Raw genomic sequence first — 18,898 nt, 5'->3', positions numbered from 1 at the left:
CGTCCGAGCCGGGCTCGGCAGTGACACCGTCCGAGCCGGGCTCGGCAGTGACACCGTCCGAGCCGCGCGGATAGGCTCCTGTCATGGCTGGGGTCGAGGGTGTCCTGCTCGATATAGACGGGGTTCTGGTTACTTCGTGGCATCCGATCGACGGGGCCGCGGCGGCGGTGCGGGAGGTGCGCGAGCGCGGACTCGCGTGCGCCTACCTCACCAACACGACGTCCCGGACGTGCGACGAGATCGCCGACGCCCTCCGTTCGGCGGGCATCGAGGCCGACTCCGGCGAGATCGTCACGGCGGCCCGGCTCACCGCGGAGTACGTCCGGTCGACCTACCCCGGGGCGCGGGCCTGGGTCCTCAACAGCGGCGACATCATGGCCGATCTGTCCGGGATCGAACTGGACGACGAGGACCCCGAGGTGGTGATCCTCGGTGGCGCCGGGCCGGAATTCACGCATGACGCTCTGAGCCGCGTGGTGGAGCTGATGCTCGACGGCGTCCCCGTCGTCGCGATGCACCGGGCCACCACATGGGCCACCCACGACGGGCTGCGCATCGACACGGGCACGTATCTGCCCGGTATGGAAGAGGTCGCGGGAACCAACGTCGTGTCGGTGGGCAAGCCGTCGCTCGCGGCGTTCCTCACCGCCACCGATCTGATGGGCACGGAACCGGACGTGACAGTGATGGTCGGTGACGATCTGACGAATGACGTCCTCGCCGCGCAGCGGGTGGGACTGACCGGCGTTCTGGTGCGGACGGGCAAGTTCCGCCAGTCGGTTCTGGACCTCGCCCCGCAGCGACCGGACCACGTGGTCGACTCCGTCGCGCAGCTGCCGAAGCTCCTCGACGAACTCGCCTGACCGCGGTCCGGGACTAACCGGCCGCGAGCGGGTACTCTCGCGGCGAATCCTCCAATTCGTCGTTCCCAGAAGGAGCTTCCATGCTCGCTGTCTCCACGCCCGTCACCTCGACCGCCTCGGTATCTCGTACTCGTATCTCGACTCTGTTCGGCCGACGGCTGGCACGCGTGGGAGCGGCGATGGCCGTGGGTCTGGGCGTCGCGGCGGGAATCTCGGTGGCCGGTGCGGGCATCGCCGGTGCCGCCCCCGTCAACTGTGTCTCCCCGCCGTCGGCCAACGACGTCCAGGTGTCGGACACCGCGAGTTGCGGCGCCAAGGCGTCCGAGGCCGGCGTTGCCCACGCGATGGCCGCGGACAGCGGCACCGCGGTGAGTGTCGCCAACGGACACAGCGGCGCCACGACGTACGCCAACGGATACGGAACGTCGCTCGGTGCGTCGACCGGCTCGGGTCAGGCCTACGCGCTCGCGCTCGGCGGTGGCATCGCTCGCTCCGGTGCGGCCGACGGCACCACCACCGTCGCGATCGCCGGCTGGGGTTCGGGCGCGACTGCCGACGCGAACGGCGTCGACTGCGTCGGTGCCCTGTCCCTCGCGTTCAACGTGAACACCGGCCAGGTCTGCGCGATGCGCTGATCGCCCGGGCGCACCGGTTCCGTCCCGACCTTGCACTCACCCTGTCCGAGTGCTAAAAATGCACTTGGCACTCACGACGCGTGAGTGCCAGGTCGGGACGGTGAGACCGGGAACCAAAGACACCCCTGGTCGTCCGTCGCGGGCACCGAACTCGGCCGAAGGCGTAAATGAGGCGACCCGACTAGCGGTCGCCTTGTGTGTCACCCCCAATCCGGAGGATCACTTCGCAATGGCCAAGATCATCGCGTTCGACGAAGAGGCCCGTCGCGGCCTCGAGCGGGGACTCAACGCCCTCGCCGACGCAGTCAAGGTGACGTTGGGCCCCAAGGGTCGCAACGTCGTGCTCGAGAAGAAGTGGGGCGCCCCCACGATCACCAACGATGGTGTTTCCATCGCCAAGGAGATCGAGCTCGAGGACCCCTACGAGAAGATCGGTGCCGAGCTGGTCAAGGAGGTCGCCAAGAAGACTGACGACGTCGCCGGCGACGGAACCACCACCGCTACCGTTCTCGCCCAGGCTCTCGTCCGTGAGGGTCTCCGCAACGTCGCTGCCGGCGCCAACCCGCTGGGTCTGAAGCGCGGCATCGAGAAGGCCGTCGAGGCCGTCACCGTGCGTCTGCTCGAGACCGCCAAGGAGATCGACACCAAGGAGCAGATCGCTGCTACCGCTGGTATCTCCGCAGGCGACCCGTCCATCGGCGAGCTCATCGCCGAGGCCATGGACAAGGTCGGCAAGGAAGGCGTCATCACGGTCGAGGAGTCCAACACCTTCGGCCTGCAGCTCGAGCTCACCGAGGGCATGCGCTTCGACAAGGGCTACATCTCGGCGTACTTCGCCACCGACCCGGAGCGTCAGGAAGCCGTCCTCGAGGACGCGTACATCCTGCTCGTGAGCTCCAAGATCTCCACGGTCAAGGACCTGCTGCCGCTGCTGGAGAAGGTCATCCAGTCCGGCAAGCCGTTGGTCATCATCGCCGAGGACGTCGAGGGCGAAGCCCTGTCCACCCTGGTGGTCAACAAGATCCGTGGCACCTTCAAGTCCGTGGCCGTCAAGGCCCCCGGCTTCGGTGACCGTCGCAAGGCTCAGCTCGCCGACATCGCCATCCTCACCGGTGGCGAGGTCATCAGCGAAGAGGTCGGCCTCTCCCTGGAGACCGCCGGACTCGAGCTGCTCGGCCAGGCACGCAAGGTCGTCATCACCAAGGACGAGACCACCATCGTCGAAGGCGCGGGAGACCCCGAGGCCATCGCCGGTCGCGTGGCGCAGATCCGCGCCGAGATCGAGAACAGCGACTCCGACTACGACCGCGAGAAGCTGCAGGAGCGCCTGGCCAAGCTGGCCGGTGGCGTTGCAGTCATCAAGGCCGGCGCTGCCACCGAGGTGGAGCTCAAGGAGCGCAAGCACCGCATCGAAGATGCCGTGCGTAACGCCAAGGCTGCCGTCGAAGAGGGCATCGTCGCCGGTGGTGGCGTGGCTCTGCTGCAGTCGGCTCCCGCGCTCGACGACCTGAAGCTCGAAGGTGACGAGGCCACCGGTGCGAACATCGTTCGCGTCGCCCTCGAAGCACCGCTGAAGCAGATCGCCTTCAACGCGGGCCTCGAGCCCGGCGTCGTTGCCGAGAAGGTTCGCAACCTGCCCGCAGGTCACGGCCTCAACGCCTCGACCAACGAGTACGGCGACCTGCTCGAAGCCGGCATCAACGACCCGGTCAAGGTCACCCGCTCCGCGCTGCAGAACGCAGCGTCCATCGCGGCTCTGTTCCTGACGACCGAGGCCGTCGTCGCCGACAAGCCGGAGAAGGCCGGAGCGCCCGTGGGCGACCCGACCGGCGGCATGGGCGGTATGGACTTCTAAAGGCGGCTACGCCTCCCGTGAGTGGTTGAGGAGTCCCCGGACTCGCCCACCACGCACGGGCACGAAGTGCTCCGAAAGAGCCCGGGACACCATCTGGTGTCCCGGGCTCTTTCTTGTCTGTGGCCGTGGATTCTTTCCACGGCCACAGTGCTTTTCGGTGCTGCCGCCTGGGTCGGTATCAGTGTCCGGCAGGCATCAGCATCCAGGCGGCGAGGTAGACGAGAGCTGCGGTGCCGCCGGTGACCAGCGTGGCGACCACGGTGAGCAGTCGGACGAGGTTGACGTCCACCGAGAAGTATTCGGCGATGCCGCCGCAGACGCCTGCGAGCATCTTCTGGTTGTCGGAACGGGTGAACTGGCGGGGAGTGTTGCTGTCGAATGTCATGCGTCCATTCTGTTTCGGCGGTACCTGCCGGCACATCGGGATGTACCCCGATCTCGACCCTGGTCTTTCACCCTGAGCGCCCGCTCCATGCCGCCGGATGCTCGTGCCTCGAGTCGATCGCCCTCCGTGTCCGCGCCGCGCCGAAAAACTCGATATCCCACACTTGGGGTCAAATAGATGCCAAGATTGAAACTTTTGCCATCTAATTATGAATTGCGAGACAAAGAGGATGCGTTCACCGGGCAAAAGGAGAGATGCTCGAATTCGTCCACGCCTCGTTACTCCGCAGGAGAATTCAAGGGCAGTGGCAAGAAAAAGTCCGGAAACAATGCAGCGAGGTATGTTCTGTCGCTCTTCGATTACGAGAACGTGGATCCGGAGATCGTAGTCACCGCATATCCGCAGGTAAATGAGCATGCCCTGAAGATAATTGAGAAGTAGCCAGTGCTGATTTGCGGGTTCGTCGTTAAGTCAACGATTGCAAATGTTTACCACTTTGTGCTTATTCGACGTAAAAACTCGGGTACAAATGACGGAGCCCCTGAAGGTGGGGGATTTCGAATCCGCTGAATCGCCAAAAGGAGTAAGAAATATGTCGACCATCATTACGTCCTTGCTCGACGCACTCACCACCCTCATCGGCTTCCTCGGGTCCGTCGAAGGATAGGGGCACTCCGTTTCGGCCCCACTTCTCGACGAGAGCTGGAGTCCACATGACATCATGTGGGCTCCAGCTCTCGCCTCTTCGGAGTCGGGCAGGTGACGTCGCAGCGAAGGAGAACGATGGTCAACCGCACTGCAGCGGGTAGGTACGGGGTGCGGCTTGCGCTCGCGGTCGCCCTGACGGCGGCGATTCCGTGCCTCGGAGTCCAGGCGTCCGCTTCCGCCGATCCCACCGGAGATGCCACTGTCGCGGACGGTGGTTCCCACCTGGTGAGCACCGACGAGATCGACGACCGGCAGTTGACCATGCAGGTGTACTCGGCCTCCATGGACCGGGAGATCCCGCTGCGGGTCATCACCCCCGCGGACACGAGCGAACCGAGGCCCACGCTGTACCTGCTCAACGGGGCGGGCGGCGGCGAGGACTCCGCCACGTGGCAGGCCAGGACCGATGTCGTCGGCTTCTTCGCCGACAAGAACGTCAACGTGGTCACTCCGATGGAGGGCGCGTTCAGTTACTACACGGACTGGGAGCAGACCGACCCGGAACTGGGCAACAACAAGTGGACGACGTTCCTCACGCAGGAACTTCCGCCGATCGTCGATTCCGCGCTCGGCACCAACGGCGTCAACTCGATCGCTGGTATCTCGATGGCGGGCAGTTCGGTGCTGAGCCTGGCACAGTCGGCTCCCGGCCTGTACGAGAGCGTCGGCGCCTACAGCGGCTGCGCGATGACCAGCACGGACCCCGGCCGCACGTACGTGCGGCTGGTCGTCGAGGGCCGCGGCGGCGGCGACACCTCCAACATGTGGGGGCCGGAAGACGGCCCCGGCTGGACGGCGAACGACCCGTACGTCAACGCGGAGAAGCTGCGCGGACTCGACATCTACGTCAGCAACGGATCTGGACTGCCCGGGCCCGGCGACCAGCTGAACGGACCGGGGATCAACGGCGACGTCGGCACGCTCGCCAACCAGATCCTCCTCGGCGGCGCCATCGAGGCGGCCACCAACCAGTGCACCCACGCGCTCGCGGACAAGCTGAATGAACTGCAGATTCCCGCCACCTTCGACTTCCGGCCCGTCGGGACGCATTCGTGGTCGTACTGGGAAGAAGACCTGCACAAGTCGTGGCCGATGCTCGCTGCGTCGATCGGCCTGTAGTCACCGGTCTCGGATGAGACTCGACCCCCGCAGATCCCGGATCTGCGGGGGTCGAGCCGTCTAGTCTGACGAAGTGGAGACAGTACCGATCCAGATGCCCGACGGAACCACCACTCCGGTTCGCCTGTTTCCCGGTCCGGACGAGGCCCCCGTCATCGTGGTGTTTCCCGGCCTGGGAATTCCCGCCGGCTACTACGAACCCTTCGCCGACGAGCTCGTGTCCCGGGGGTTCAACGCGGCGATCGGCGAACTCCGTGGCCAGGGCGACAGCCGTCCCCGTCCGAGCAGCACCAGCACGTACGGCTACCACGAACTGGTGGCTCTGGACTTCCCCGCGATCTTCGAAGTGGTGCGGGAGCGTTTTCCCGCCGCGACGCCCTTCCTGCTGGGACACAGCATGGGTGGTCAGCTCGGCGTGATGTACGCGGCCCGGATCCGCGGCCGGCTCGGCGGGATCGTGCTCGTCGCGTCCGGGTCGCCGTATCACCGGGGATTCCCAGGGATACACGCCCCGCGGATGCTGGTGGGCGCCGCGGCGATGTCGATGACCGCCAACCTGGCGGGGTTCTGGCCCGGCGACAAACTCGACATCGGCGGGTTCGGGCGGCAGTCGAAGGCGCTGATCACCGACTGGTCGCGATTCGCCCGCACCGGCAGGATCGAACCCGACGGCGCCGACATCGACTACGAGGAACGCATCGCCCGGCTGAAACTTCCGGTGCTGTCCGTGACCGTCGAAGGAGACGATCTGGCTCCGGAATCCTCGGCGAAGAACCTCCTCGCGAAACTCCCCAACGCCGACGTCACGCAGTGGCACCAGCCGGAGCCGCTGGGCCACAACGGCTGGATCCGCGACCCGGCCGGCACCGTCGACCGGATCGTCGAGTGGGTCCGCGACCACACCTGACCGGTGCGTCACGGGCGGGTGAGCTGCTCCCACAGGAACGTGAACGTGAGCGCCGATTTGAACGCGGCCTGGGCGTTGTCCGCGGCCCCGCCGTGCCCGCCCTCGATGTTCTCGTAGTACCAGACCTCGTGGCCCTGCTCCTCGAGCAGCGCCGTCATCTTGCGGGCGTGGCCGGGGTGGACGCGATCGTCGCGGGTGGACGTGGTGACGAGGATCGGCGGGTAGTCCGCGGTCGCGTCGGTGTTCTGATACGGCGAGTACTCGCTGATGAACTTCCAGTCGTCGGGGTTGTCCGGATCGCCGTACTCGGCCATCCACGACGCCCCGGCGAGCAGCAGGTGGTACCTCTTCATGTCGAGGAGCGGAACCTGGCACACGATCGCCCCGAACAGTTCCGGGTAGCGGGTGAGCATGACGCCCATGAGGAGTCCGCCGTTGCTGCCGCCCTGGATCCCGAGCTGCTTCGACGTCGTGACGCCCCGGGCCACGAGGTCGCGAGCGACCGCGGCGAAGTCCTCGAACGCCTTGTGGCGACCTTCCCGCACCGCCTGGGTGTGCCATGACGGGCCGTACTCGCCGCCGCCGCGGATGTTCGCCACCACGTATGCGCCGCCGCGTTCGAGCCACGCGAACCCGACCGAACCGCTGTACCCCGGGACCATCGAGTTCTCGAAGCCGCCGTATCCGTACAGCATGGTGGGGCAGGGCCCGGTGACGTCGTCACGGCGCACTACGAAGTAGGGGATCTCGGTTCCGTCGTCGGACACCGCGAAGTGCTGCGACACCGACATGCCGTCCGCGTCGAAGAACGACGGCGCCTGCTTGACGGGTTCGAGCGGTCCGCCGACCGTGCCGTACAGCAGCGTCGCCGGCGTCGTGAATCCGCTGGAGTTGACGAAGAAGCTGTCGCTGTTGCGGGGGTCGGTGCTGATGATCCCGCTCGCCGTGAGTTCCGGTACGCCGTCGAGAGGCTTCTCCTCCCACCCGGTGTCGTTCGGTGTGAGCACCGACAGCTTGGTCTGCACGTCCGACAATCGCACGAGGAGGAGGTGGTTCCGGGTCCACGTTCCCTGCTCCAGTGATGTGTGCTCGTCCGGGGTGAACAGTGGCGTCAGCTCGCGTGACCCGGCGAGGAAGTCGGCGTAGTTCGCGGCGAGCAGCGACCCGGCCGGGTAGACGGTGCCGTCCACGTCCCAGTCGGTGCGCGGACGGATGGTCAACCAGTCGCGGTACACGGACGAGCCCGCGTCGTCGGGGGTCTCGATCCGGACCTTCGAGCCGTCCGGGAGCAGCTGGTAGCGCTCGGAATTGTAGAAGTCCATGGACCGGCCGACGAAGTGCCGCTCGTATCCGGGAGTGTCGTCGTACGAGGCGCCGACGGACACGTCGGTGGTCTCGCCCTCGAAGACGGTGACCGCCTCGGTGATCGGGGTGCCGCGATGCCAGCGCTTCGCGATTCTCGGGTAGCCGGAATCGGTCATCGAGCCTTCACCGAAGTCGGTCCCGACGTACACGGTGTCCTTGTCGATCCAGCTGATGCTGGTCTTCGCCTCGGGGACGTCGAATGCGTGGTCACCGCCGACGAATTCGCGCTTCTCGATGTCGAATTCGCGCACCACGGACGCGTCGGCGCCACCGCGCGAGAACGACAAAAGGGCGCGCGACTGCTCGGGTCGCAGCACGCTGGCCCCGGCCCACACCCAGTTCTCACCCTCCCGTTCGGCGAGGGCGTCGACGTCGAGCAGGACGTCCCACTCGGGGTTCTCGGTGCGGTACTGCTCGAGCGTGGTGCGCCGCCAGATGCCGCGCTTGTGGTCGCCGTCGCGCCAGAAGTTGTACAGGTACTCGCCGCGCATGCCGGCGTAGGGGATCCGGTCGTCCGTGTCGAGTACGTCCAGGATCCGGCTCTCGAGCCCGGAGAACTCGGCGGTCTCGGTGTACTCGGCGAGAGTGCGGGCGTTGCGCTCCCGCACCCAGTCGAGCGACCGTTCCGCGGTGACATCTTCGAGCCAGAGGAAGGGATCCGTCATGGCGCCATTCTTGCAGGCGGTGTCATGCCTGGTCGCGGCGGCAAAGGTGTGACGGGTGAGGCTACTCATGGGTAATACGACCGCGTGGCGACAGCGATTCCGGACGGGACTACCCTGAACAACCGTGACCTCACACTATGACGTCGTTGTCCTCGGAGCCGGTCCCGGTGGGTACGTCGCTGCTATCCGCGCGGCACAGCTGGGATTGAGCACCGCCATCATCGAGCAGAAGTACTGGGGCGGTGTGTGCCTGAACGTCGGCTGCATCCCCTCCAAGGCACTTCTCCGCAATGCCGAACTTGCGCATCTCTTCACGAAAGAGGCCAAGACGTTCGGCATCTCGGGAGAGGCGTCCTTCGATTTCGGCGCAGCCTATGACCGCAGCCGCAAGGTCGCGGACGGGCGTGTCAAGGGCGTTCACTTCTTGATGAAGAAGAACAAGATCACCGAGTACGACGGCAAGGGGTCGTTCACCGACGCCAACACCCTCTCGGTCGAGCTGTCCAAGGGCGGGACGGAGACGGTGACGTTCGACAACGCCATCATCGCCACCGGTTCCACCACCAAGCTGCTGCCGGGCACCTCGCTCAGCGAGAACGTGGTCACCTACGAGGAGCAGATCCTCACCCGCGATCTCCCGGAGTCGATCCTCATCGTCGGTGCCGGCGCGATCGGCATGGAGTTCGGGTACGTCCTGAAGAACTACGGAGTGGACGTCACGATCGTCGAGTTCCTCGACCGTGCGCTGCCCAACGAGGACGCGGACGTCTCCAAGGAGATCGAGAAGCAGTACAAGAAGCTCGGCGTCACGATCAAGACCGGTGCCGCCGTCCAGAGCATCGACGACGACGGCAGCAAGGTCACCGTCTCGATCAAGAACAACAAGTCCGGCGACATCGAGACCGTCGTGGTCGACAAGGTGATGCAGTCGGTCGGATTCGCGCCCCGCGTCGAGGGCTACGGCCTCGAGAAGACCGGTGTGCAGCTCGATCGTGGTGCGATCGGCATCACCGACACGATGCAGACGTCGGTGCCGCACATCTACGCCATCGGTGACGTCACGATGAAGCTGCAGCTGGCGCACGTCGCCGAGGCGCAGGGCGTCGTGGCCGCCGAGACGATCGCCGGCGTCGAGACGCTGCCGATCGAGGACTACCGGATGATGCCGCGGGCCACGTTCTGCCAGCCGCAGGTCGCGAGCTTCGGTCTGACCGAGCAGCAGGCCAAGGACGAGGGTTACGACGTGAAGGTCGCGACGTTCCCGTTCACCGCCAACGGCAAGGCGCACGGCCTCGGTGACCCGACCGGTTTCGTCAAGCTGATCGCAGACAAGAAGTACGGCGAACTGCTCGGCGGACACCTGATCGGACCCGACGTCTCCGAGCTGCTGCCCGAGCTGACCCTCGCGCAGAAGTGGGACCTCACGGTCAACGAGCTGGCCCGCAACGTGCACACGCACCCGACGCTCAGCGAAGCCCTGCAGGAGGCCATCCACGGTCTCGCCGGGCACATGATCAACTTCTGACCCGAACACCGAGAGGGCCCGCACAGTCTCTGTGCGGGCTCTTTTCGTTTCTCACCGAGTTGCTTCCGCGATCCGATGGCGAACTGTCCGCTGCGATGGCATCGTGGGAAAGATGACCATGCCGGACAGCACGCCAGAAGGATCCGAGGGCGAGTACAGCCTGGACGAAGAGGACCAGTTGCAGCCGGAAGACACGTTGGTCGACCGAGGTGTGGACGACGTTCTCGACGAGGGCTATTCGCCTCCGGAGAGGCCGCTCGGGCTGGACGCGTACGGGACGACGGCCGCCGAGCAGCGCGAGGGGGAGACCCTCGATCAGCGGCTCGCGGAGGAGGAGCCGGACCCGGCTCTGGAAGACGACGACAACGCGGAGATCCTCGACGACAACGAGGTCGGGCGGCTGCGGTCGGGCCGGCTCGTCGCGGAGGACGAGGGTGTGGGCGAGGACGAGGAGAAGGACCTCGTGGCGTCCGACATCGGCATCGACGGGGGAGCGGCGTCGGCCGAGGAGGCCGCGGTCCACATCGTCGACGAGGAAACCGAACTCGACGAACTCAGCTGACGCCGCGTCCGGCGTCGTATTTCTCCTGTGCTGCCTGAACGTCGGGCACGCGCGATTCGACCAGTTCGATCAGGCCGATGAGGCGTGAACCGACCTCGGCGCCGAGCGGTGTCAGGCTGTATTCGACCTTGGGTGGAATGGCCTCGAGCACCTCGCGAACGACGAGGCCGTCTCGTTCGAGGGCCTGCAGCGTCTGCGACAGCATGCGCTCGCTGACGCCGTCGACGCGTCGGCGGAGTGCACTGAATCGGTAGTTCCCCTCGGTCAGCGCCGCGAGTGCGAGCACCCCCCAGCGACCGGTGATCGTCTGCAGGGTCTCGCGCGACGCGCAGTTGCGTGCAAAGACGTCCGCCTCGAGGGTGACGTCCTCGGCTTCCTGTGCTGGCTGTGCGAGCTCGGACATACGTCCAGTCTACCCCACACGAAGGAAGTGCTTACTCTAACATTTGCACTTACGAAAAATTAGTGCATGATGATAAGTGAGCTTGAACAGTCAACTCGCCCACTCACGCGCTAGGAGTTCGTCATGACCATCGCCGTCACAGGAGCAACCGGACACCTCGGTCGACTCGTCGTCGAGGCACTACTCGACAAGGGCACCCCCGCGGGCGACATCGTCGCCGTCGTCCGCACCCCGGCCAAGGCCGCAGACCTCGCCGACAAGGGCGTCGAGATCAGGCAGGCGGACTACAGTGATCGCGCCGCACTCGAGTCCGCCTTCGCCGGCGTCGACAAGCTGCTGCTCGTCTCCGGCAGCGAGGTCGGTCAGCGGGTTGCCCAGCACGCCAACGTGATCGACGCCGCGAACACCGCCGGAGTCGGCTTCGTCGCCTACACCAGCATCCTCGACGCGCAGAACAGCCCGATCGGATTGGCCGTCGAACACCGTGCCACGGAGGACCGGCTGACGCAGTCCGGAATCGACTTCGCGCTGCTCCGCAACGGCTGGTACTGGGAGAACTACCTCGGCAGCATTCCCGCCGCGGCCGAGACCGGTACGCTGTTCGGCAGTGCCGGAACGGGTGTCGTCGCCGCTGCCGCCCGCAAGGACTACGCCGAGGCCGCCGCCGCGGTCCTGCTCGCCGACGGGCAGGCAGGCAAGGTGTACGAGCTGGGTGGCGACGAGCGCCTGACGTACAGCGAACTGGCGGAGGCCATCTCCTCCGTCCTCGGAAAGCCTGTGTCGTACAAGGACCTTCCGCAGGCTGAGTACGCCGCGGCGCTCGAGGGCGCCGGACTGCCCGCACCGATCGCGAGCATGCTCGCCGACTCCGATGCGGGAGTCGCCGTCGGCGCTCTCGACACCGAGAGCGGCGACCTGCAGAAGCTGATCGGCCGCAACTCGACTCGCGCCGCCACCGTCCTTGCCGTGAGTACTTCTTAACCGCGGGCGGTTGACAAGTACTCACGGGCGTAAGCAACCCAACTGCCGAACTCGGTGATGTCCGTGGCCCCGTCGACCGCGTCGTGGGTGCAGCTGAAGCCGACCACGGCGCGGCCGTCGGACAATTCGACGCTCGTGAGCGCCATCGGGGCAGGTAGCGCGGCGAGGAAGGTGCCCAGCCCGGCGGGTGACACCCGGAACAGTTCCCCGACGATCGCCGCTCCGGCGCCGGGGCCGCGACGGACGAGGCCGGGCTTGGGCGGCGTGGTGGCGAGCGCGGTGAGCCGGTACGCGTCCGTGGTGGTGACGGTGTCCACGAACCGTGCACCGATGTCCTCGAGCTGGAAATGCAGTGGCTGTCCGCGCAGGTGGGCTCCGAACACAGCCAGTTCCACACCGTCCTCGACGAGGGTGGGCGCCGGTGCACCGACGAGACGGGCCGCGAGGTCCACGGCCACCTGATCGGCGAACGCCGGCACCACGAACATGACACCGAACGGGTCGCCGGTGGCGGTCGGGGCGCCCGGGACCGCGACGGCGGCCATGTCGAGCAGGTTGCAGAAGTTCGTGTACGTGCCCATCCGTCGGTTGATGTCGATCGGATCGGCTTGCACGGCAGCGATGGTCGGGTGTTCGGTGGTGGTGGGCAGCAGGAGGCCGTCGAAACCGGCCAGCAGTTCCCGCGTCTGCGCCTTGACGCGGGTGAGCGTGTCGAGGTCGGCGGCGAACTCGTGGCCCGCCGGCTTCCTCGCCGACTCGACGATGGCGGTGACCACCGGATCGGCGCCCGCCGGTGCGGTGTCGAGGAACTTCCCGACAGCGGTGTACCGCTCGGCGACGACGGCGCCGTCGTACAGCAGGCGGGCGGCGTCGAGGAGCGGGGAGATGTCGACCGCCTCGACGGAGAAACCTCCGTCCGTCAACGACGCCACCGTGGCGACGAACGCCGCGCGGTACTCCGGTGTCAGCAGCGCGAGGTTCTCTTCCGCGGGAATCGCGACCCTCGGCTGTGCGGGCGCCGCCAGGCGGACGTCGGACGGCCACGCGCGACTCCGCGGGTCCGCGCTGCCCGGGCCCGACATGATGCGGGCGGCGGTCACGGCCGTGTCGAGTTCGGCGGCGAAGACGGTGACGCAGTCGTAGTCGACGCAGGCGGGCACCACGCCGTCGGCGGGGATGACGCCGAGTGTCGCCTTGATTCCGACGAGACCGTTGAACGCGGCCGGGACCCGGCCCGATCCCGCTGTGTCGGTGCCGATTCCGATGTCGGCGATGCCGAGGGCGACGGCGACGGCGGAACCGGAGCTGGATCCGCCCGACACCCGTTCGGGATCCCACGAGCACCGGACGGCGCCGTACGGACTGCGTGTCCCGACCAGCCCGGTCGCGAACTGGTCGAGGTTCGTCTTCCCCAGCACCACAGCGCCCTGCTCGACCAGGCGGCGCACAGCGCTCGCGGTGACGTCGGGGAGGTAGGCGAACTCGGGGCACGCGGCCGACGTCGGCAGTCCCGCGACGTCGACGTTGTCCTTGACCGCCACGACCTTCCCGGCCAGGGGGAGGTGTTCGCCGGCGTCGAGACGGGCCTGCACGGCAACGGCATCCGCGTGCACGTCCTCGGCGGGCCGGAGGGTGATCCACACCTCCGGACGGTCCACCTCGGCGATCCGCCGGAAGGCGTCCTCGACACGGGCGGTGGGGGAGAGGGTGGTCTGTCCGCGGTTCACGGCACCGACAGTCATCAGTTTTCTGCTCCAATCACGACGAGGGGGGTGCCCGGTTCGACGATCGCGCCCGGTGACACGAGGACTTCGAGGACTGTTCCGGACGTGGCGAACGCAACCGGCATCTCGAGTTTCATCGCCTCGAGTACCACGGCGTTCTGGCCCGGTTCGATTCGTTGCCCGGCTTCGACTTCGACGCGCCACACGGTGCCGACCATGGGAGCCTCGACGACGGCAGCCCCGGGCGGAAGGTCGACCCGTGCCGACGGCTCGGGTGCGGGCGCCTGCTCGACGCGGTCGAATTCGCCCGACGCGCGCCACGCGGACTTCTCCGCCTCGAACGCCGCGGACTGCCGGGAGTCGAACTCGGCGATGGATTGAGCGTTGTCCCGCAGGAACTTCAGGTGGTCGGCGAACGCGAACGTGCCGTCGGAGATCTCCGCGTCGAACCGCCCCGCGACGGCCTGCTCGCGGTATTCGCGCAGCTGTTCCGGGGTGACGGGTTCCCACACGATGCGGTCGAAGAACCGGAACATCCACGGTGTGCCCTCGTCGAAGGGGCGGTGCTGCCGGTAACCGGACCAGATCGGGACGGTGCGCCCGATCAGCTGGTAGCCGCCCGGCGACTCCATGCCGTAGACGCACAGGTACTTGCCGCCGATCCCGACCGCGTCGGACGGCGTCCACGTGCGCGCCGGGTTGTATTTGGTGGTGACCAGGCGGTGCCGGGGGTCGAGGGGCACGGCCAGTGGTGCGCCGAGGTAGACGTCGCCGAGCCCCAGCACCAGGTATTCGGCGTCGAACACGGCGTCGCGGACGTCGTCGACGCTGTCCAAACCGTTGATGCGCCGGATGAACTCGGTGTTCGACGGTAGCCACGGCGCCTCGTGGCGGACACCGCTGCGGTACCGGTCGATGGCCTCGGCGATGGACGGGTCGTCGAACGACAGCGGCAACCGGACCGTGCGACTCGGCACCACCAGATCGTGTGTCGCGGGCAGCAGTTCCTCGATGTCCTGGAGGATGTCCAGCAACCGGTCGGCGGGAAGTTCGTCGGCGTCGAAATGCAGGTGCAGGGAGCGCACACCCGGAGTGATGTCGATGATGCCCGGGACACGACGCCGGACCAGCGCTTCCGACAGTGCGTGGACGCGCATGCGGAGTCCGAGGTCGAGTTCCCGGTCGCCGTACTCGACGAGGATGTTGTCGTCCCCGCCGCGTCGGTACGCGACCTCGGGACGGTCCAGTACGGGCGGGAGGCGGCGCAGGACCCCGCCGTCGCTGTTCGACGAGCGGGTTGCGGTGGGCGGAAGATCCAGTTTGCGCGACGAATCCGAAGCCCGCAGCTCGTGCGCACCGTCGTCGGAGACGGCGACGAACCGCACTTCGTCGCCGGGCCTGATCTGTCCGAGTTTCCACCGGTGCGCCTTCACCACGGTGAGGGGGCACGCGAAGCCGCCGAGGCTCGGTCCGTCGGGGCCGAGCAGGATCGGGGTGTCGCCGGAGACGTTGAGCGCTCCGATGCTGTACGGGTTGTCGTGCAGGTTCGACGGGTGCAGCCCGGCGTCGCCGCCGTCGGTCCTGGACCAGACCGGCTTGGGGCCGTCGAGTCGGAGGCCGGTCCGGTTCGCGTGGGTCTGGACCTTCCAGGTGGTGTCGTAGAACTGCGCCATGTCGGAGTCGGTGAAGTAGGCGGGCGCCGGCTGCGGTCCCTCGGTGACGGCGAGATGCCACACGTGCGTGAACTCGGGACGCGAGTCCTCCGGGACGGGATGCGGTGCGCCGAGACCCGCGGTGTTCTCGAACAGCGAGTCGTCGAAGAGTCCCAGCACGTCACCGGTGGTGACGGCCTTGCCGGTGATGCCGCCGAACCCGCCGAGCGTGAACGTGGACGCGCTGCCGTGGTACAGCGGCGCGTCGATGCCGCCCCGGAACGCGACGTACGTGCGCAGGCCGGTGTCCGCCGGAGTACCGACGTCGAGAACCGATCCGGCCGGCGCTTCCACCGGTTCCCACAGGGCGACCGGTTCGCCGTCGAGAGTGACCGGGGTGTCCGCGCCACCCACACAGATCACGGTGGCATCCGAGAACACGAGGCGCGGCCCCTGCAGAGTGCATTCGAGCCCCGGTGCGCCGACCGGATTGCCGACCGCGGTGTTGACCAACTGGAACGACAGGTCGTCCATCGGTCCCGACGGAGGAATTCCGACCTCCCACAGTCCGATTCGGCCGGGATGGTCCTGCACGGTGGTCATCGTCCCGGCGCGGAGCACGTCGACACGGCGGCCGGTGGGCCGCAGATCGGCCAGCGACTGCGTGGTGTGCTCGGCGCCCAGAACCGTGTCGGCGACGCAGATCCGCCGCAGCTGGGGCAGGTTCGTCTGGACCCCGTAGATGTGCGTGTCGGCGAGTGCCTCCGCGAGGGCGGCGAACGCCGCCCTGCGCCGGTGTCCGCGGGTGATCACCTTCGCCAGCATCGGGTCGTAGTAGGCACTCACCTCGGTGCCCGTGTCGACCCACGTCTCGACCCGCGTGTGAGCCGGGAACTCGACCCCCGTGAGTCGTCCGGCGCTGGGACGGTAGTCGTGGCCGGGGTCCTCGGCGTAGATACGGGCCTCGACGGCGGTGCCCCTGATCTCGGGTCCGGAGTCGGGGAGCCCGTCGAGCATGGAACCGTCCCCGCGGGCGAGCCTGAGCATCCACTCGACGAGGTCCACCCCGGTGACCTCCTCGGTCACCGGGTGCTCGACCTGCAGTCGTGTGTTCATCTCGAGGAACGACGCCTCACCGCGGTCCACGTCGTAGACGAACTCGACCGTTCCCGCGGACCGGTAGTGCACCGACGACGCGAGGCTGCGGGATGAGCTGAGCAGTTGTTCCACCACGTCGTCGGAGAGCCCGGGCGCCGGGGCCTCCTCGACCACCTTCTGGTTGCGGCGCTGCAGTGAGCAGTCGCGGGTGCCGAGGCTCAGCGTGCGGCCGAGCCCGTCGCCGAACACCTGTACCTCGATGTGCCGGGCGCGGGCGACGAAGCGCTCCAGGAACACCCCGGACGAGGAGAAGTTGGCTTGGGCGAGGCGCTGGACGCGATCGTAGGCTTCGCGGAGTTCGGCGGCGTCGAAGCACGCCTGCATCCCGATGCCCCCGCCGCCACCGACCGCCTTGATCATCACCGGATAGCCGACGTCGGAGGCCGCGGACAGGGCGGCGTCGACGGAGTCGAGGAGTCCGCTGCCCGCGACGAGCGGGACACCGACGGCGCGGGCGGCCTCGCGCGCCGTGTGCTTGTTCCCGAACGTGCGGAGCTGTGCGGGGGTGGGGCCGACGAACGCGATCCCGGCGGATTCGGTCGCCGCTGCGAACGTGTCGTTCTCCGAGAGGAAGCCGTATCCGGGATGAATCGCCCCCGCGCCCGTCGCCAGGGCGGCTTCCACGACGGCGTCGGCCCGCAGATACGACTCGTGGGCGGGAGCCGGGCCAAGCCGGACGGCGACGTCGGCCATCTCGACGTGCGCGGCCGCCGAATCGGCGTCGGAGTACACCGCGACCGTCTTCAGCCCGAGGATGTGCGCGGATCGCATGATCCGGCAGGCGATTTCGCCCCGGTTCGCGACGAGCAGAGTGTCGAAGGAGTACTCGATCGGCGGTGTATTCATCCCTGTGGACATGGTTGTATACGCTAAGGACGGGGTGTTTCACCGAGATTTCTCGAGGTAAAGCGTGGGTTAGTAAGACCTCTCACGGGCCGCGCGAACCGGGTCACGGTGAGGAGGGCTGCACCGGGGGCACGAACTCGAACGTCGTCCCGAGCAACCACACCAGGAGCAGGACCACCGGCAGGTGGAACATGAACTGCAGGAACGTGAATCCCACCAGGTCGCGCGCCTTGAGCCCCAGCACCGCGAGGAGGGGCAACATGAAGAACGGGTTGATCAGGTTCGGCAGCGCCTCGGCGACGTTGTACACCTGGACCGTCCAGCCCAGGTTCATCCCGACGTCGGTGGCCGACTGCATGACGTAGGGCGCCTCGACCAGCCATTTTCCGCCTCCGGACGGCACGAAGAGACCCAGCACCACCGTGTAGAGGGCGATGACGACGGTGAAGCCTCCGCCGCTGCCGATGTTCGTGAAGAACTCGGCCAGGTGCTCGGAGATGGTGAGGCCGTTTCTGCCCTCGGCCTTCGTGAGGATCGCGGCCATCGCGGCGTACAGCGGGAACTGGACCAGGATGCCCGCAGTGGCGGGGACGGCCAGCGCGACGGCTTGCAGGAACTTGCGCGGCGTCCCGTGCAGCACCAATCCCAGCATGAGGAAGACCAGCAGATAGGCGTTCAGGCTACTGACGACGGTGAGCACGGGTTTGGTCACCAGCTGGGAGATCAGCCACCCCAACGTCATCAGACCGGCCAGCGCCGGCAGGATCCGGCTGTACTCGAGCCACTCTCCCGGTCGCGTTCGGGGTGCCACCTCCTTCGGCCGGTCGTCGAGGTCGACGTCCAGATCCTGTGCGGTGGTGACGGCCGCACCCCTCGGCGCGGAGAAGTGGGCGATGACCACGGTCAGGGCGATGATGATCACGCACATCAGCAGCGACTGCCAGGTGAAGATCGTGGTCCCGAAGTCGAGGACGCCGGTGATCTCCAGCAGCGCCGGCGGCAGGGACGCGGCGGTGGCCTGCAGTTGCGCGGCGGACGAGGACATGCCGAGCGCCCACACGGCGCCCAGACCCATGAAGGCCGCCGCGCCGAGCGCACGGTAATCCACTCGCAGGTCGGACCGGCGGGCGATCGCCCGGGCGAGCAGCCCGCCGAACACCAGACTGAGCCCCCAGTTCAGGAAGGAGACCGACATGGACAGGAACGCGACGAAACTGACTGCGGTGCGCGCCGACTGAGGCACCAGTGCCAGGCGATCGATCAGCCGGGCGACCGGCGGGGACGTGGCGACGACGTATCCGGTCAGCACCACCATCGCCATCTGCAGGGTGAACGCCGTCAGATCCCAGAAACCGTCACCGAACGCGTCCACGACCGTCTGCGGAGACGAACCGTTGGCCAGTGCGGCCACCGAGACGACGAAGACGCCGACGAGCGCGAAGACGTAGGCGTCCGGGAACCACTTCTCCGTCCAGCCGGCCAGCGACTGCGCGACCCGCGCCAGTCCCTTCTCGGAACGGACTTCTTCGGTAGCGGATGTCATGC

The 18,898-nt window shown here is 67.2% G+C and carries 14 protein-coding genes; 8 read left to right on the top strand and 6 right to left on the bottom strand.

What is annotated here, in order from left to right; genetic code table 11:
* The first annotated feature begins 83 nt into the window (after positions 1-83).
* The 3 genes from PSR88_RS10855 to groL all read left to right on the top strand — a co-directional run bounded on the left by PSR88_RS10855 (position 84) and on the right by groL (position 3,353).
* Positions 84-863, top strand: a complete 780-nt coding sequence (locus PSR88_RS10855; protein ID WP_016882719.1) for an HAD-IIA family hydrolase — start codon at positions 84-86, stop codon at positions 861-863.
* A gap of 80 nt (positions 864-943) precedes the next feature.
* A complete protein-coding gene (locus PSR88_RS10850) occupies positions 944-1,498 on the top strand; it encodes a DUF6764 family protein (protein WP_016882720.1) in 555 nt (184 codons plus the stop codon).
* A gap of 229 nt (positions 1,499-1,727) precedes the next feature.
* On the top strand, positions 1,728-3,353 hold the full coding sequence (groL, locus tag PSR88_RS10845; RefSeq protein ID WP_005263938.1) for a chaperonin GroEL: 1,626 nt from the start codon (positions 1,728-1,730) through the stop codon (positions 3,351-3,353).
* Positions 3,354-3,531: 178 nt separating this feature from the next.
* Here groL and PSR88_RS10840 read toward each other — a convergent pair whose 3' ends face one another.
* Positions 3,532-3,738 (bottom strand): PspC domain-containing protein, encoded by a 207-nt coding sequence (locus tag PSR88_RS10840; RefSeq protein WP_005251806.1) that lies wholly within the window; start codon positions 3,736-3,738, stop codon positions 3,532-3,534.
* Positions 3,739-4,521: 783 nt separating this feature from the next.
* On the opposite strand from PSR88_RS10840, the gene PSR88_RS10835 reads away from it, so the two are divergent.
* Both PSR88_RS10835 and PSR88_RS10830 read left to right on the top strand, forming a co-directional pair.
* Positions 4,522-5,565, top strand: coding sequence for an alpha/beta hydrolase (locus tag PSR88_RS10835; RefSeq protein ID WP_009474815.1), 1,044 nt, complete (start codon positions 4,522-4,524; stop codon positions 5,563-5,565).
* A gap of 73 nt (positions 5,566-5,638) precedes the next feature.
* Complete coding sequence (locus PSR88_RS10830; protein WP_029539301.1) at positions 5,639-6,472, top strand: alpha/beta fold hydrolase; 834 nt, start codon at positions 5,639-5,641, stop codon at positions 6,470-6,472.
* Between the two features lie 8 nt (positions 6,473-6,480).
* Here PSR88_RS10830 and PSR88_RS10825 read toward each other — a convergent pair whose 3' ends face one another.
* The gene (locus tag PSR88_RS10825; RefSeq protein ID WP_011594957.1) at positions 6,481-8,571 is read right to left on the bottom strand and encodes a prolyl oligopeptidase family serine peptidase; all 2,091 of its coding nucleotides are present in this window, start codon (positions 8,569-8,571) and stop codon (positions 6,481-6,483) included.
* A gap of 55 nt (positions 8,572-8,626) precedes the next feature.
* On the opposite strand from PSR88_RS10825, the gene lpdA reads away from it, so the two are divergent.
* Entirely contained in the window at positions 8,627-10,027 is a 1,401-nt protein-coding gene (gene lpdA / locus PSR88_RS10820; protein WP_011594956.1) for a dihydrolipoyl dehydrogenase, read from the top strand.
* 112 nt (positions 10,028-10,139) lie between these two features.
* Complete coding sequence (locus tag PSR88_RS10815) at positions 10,140-10,589, top strand: DUF5709 domain-containing protein (protein ID WP_016882725.1); 450 nt, start codon at positions 10,140-10,142, stop codon at positions 10,587-10,589.
* On the opposite strand, the gene PSR88_RS10810 is transcribed toward PSR88_RS10815, so the two are convergent.
* Positions 10,582-10,992, bottom strand: a complete 411-nt coding sequence (locus tag PSR88_RS10810) for a winged helix-turn-helix transcriptional regulator (RefSeq protein WP_011594954.1) — start codon at positions 10,990-10,992, stop codon at positions 10,582-10,584. The genes PSR88_RS10815 and PSR88_RS10810 overlap by 8 nt on opposite strands.
* 123 nt (positions 10,993-11,115) lie before the next feature.
* Here PSR88_RS10810 and PSR88_RS10805 point away from each other — a divergent pair, with 123 nt between their 5' ends.
* On the top strand, positions 11,116-11,973 hold the full coding sequence (locus PSR88_RS10805; protein WP_016882726.1) for an SDR family oxidoreductase: 858 nt from the start codon (positions 11,116-11,118) through the stop codon (positions 11,971-11,973).
* Here the strand turns inward: PSR88_RS10805 and atzF are convergent.
* The 3 genes from atzF to PSR88_RS10790 form a co-directional block, all read right to left on the bottom strand.
* A complete protein-coding gene (atzF, locus tag PSR88_RS10800; protein WP_016882727.1) occupies positions 11,970-13,715 on the bottom strand; it encodes an allophanate hydrolase in 1,746 nt (581 codons plus the stop codon). The genes PSR88_RS10805 and atzF overlap by 4 nt on opposite strands.
* On the bottom strand, positions 13,715-17,365 hold the full coding sequence (gene uca, locus PSR88_RS10795) for an urea carboxylase (RefSeq protein WP_016882728.1): 3,651 nt from the start codon (positions 17,363-17,365) through the stop codon (positions 13,715-13,717). Before uca ends, atzF begins: the two co-directional genes overlap by 1 nt.
* A 91-nt stretch (positions 17,366-17,456) precedes the next feature.
* A complete protein-coding gene (locus PSR88_RS10790) occupies positions 17,457-18,896 on the bottom strand; it encodes a short-chain fatty acid transporter (protein WP_009474806.1) in 1,440 nt (479 codons plus the stop codon).
* Between the last annotated feature and the right edge of the window lie 2 nt (positions 18,897-18,898).

The organism is Rhodococcus sp. DK176, from assembly GCF_038447315.2.
GTDB classification, from domain to species: Bacteria; Actinomycetota; Actinomycetes; order Mycobacteriales; family Mycobacteriaceae; genus Rhodococcus_F; species Rhodococcus_F jostii_A.
The sequence above is the reverse complement of the archived record's forward strand: the minus strand, read 5'-3'. Positions and strand labels throughout refer to the sequence as shown.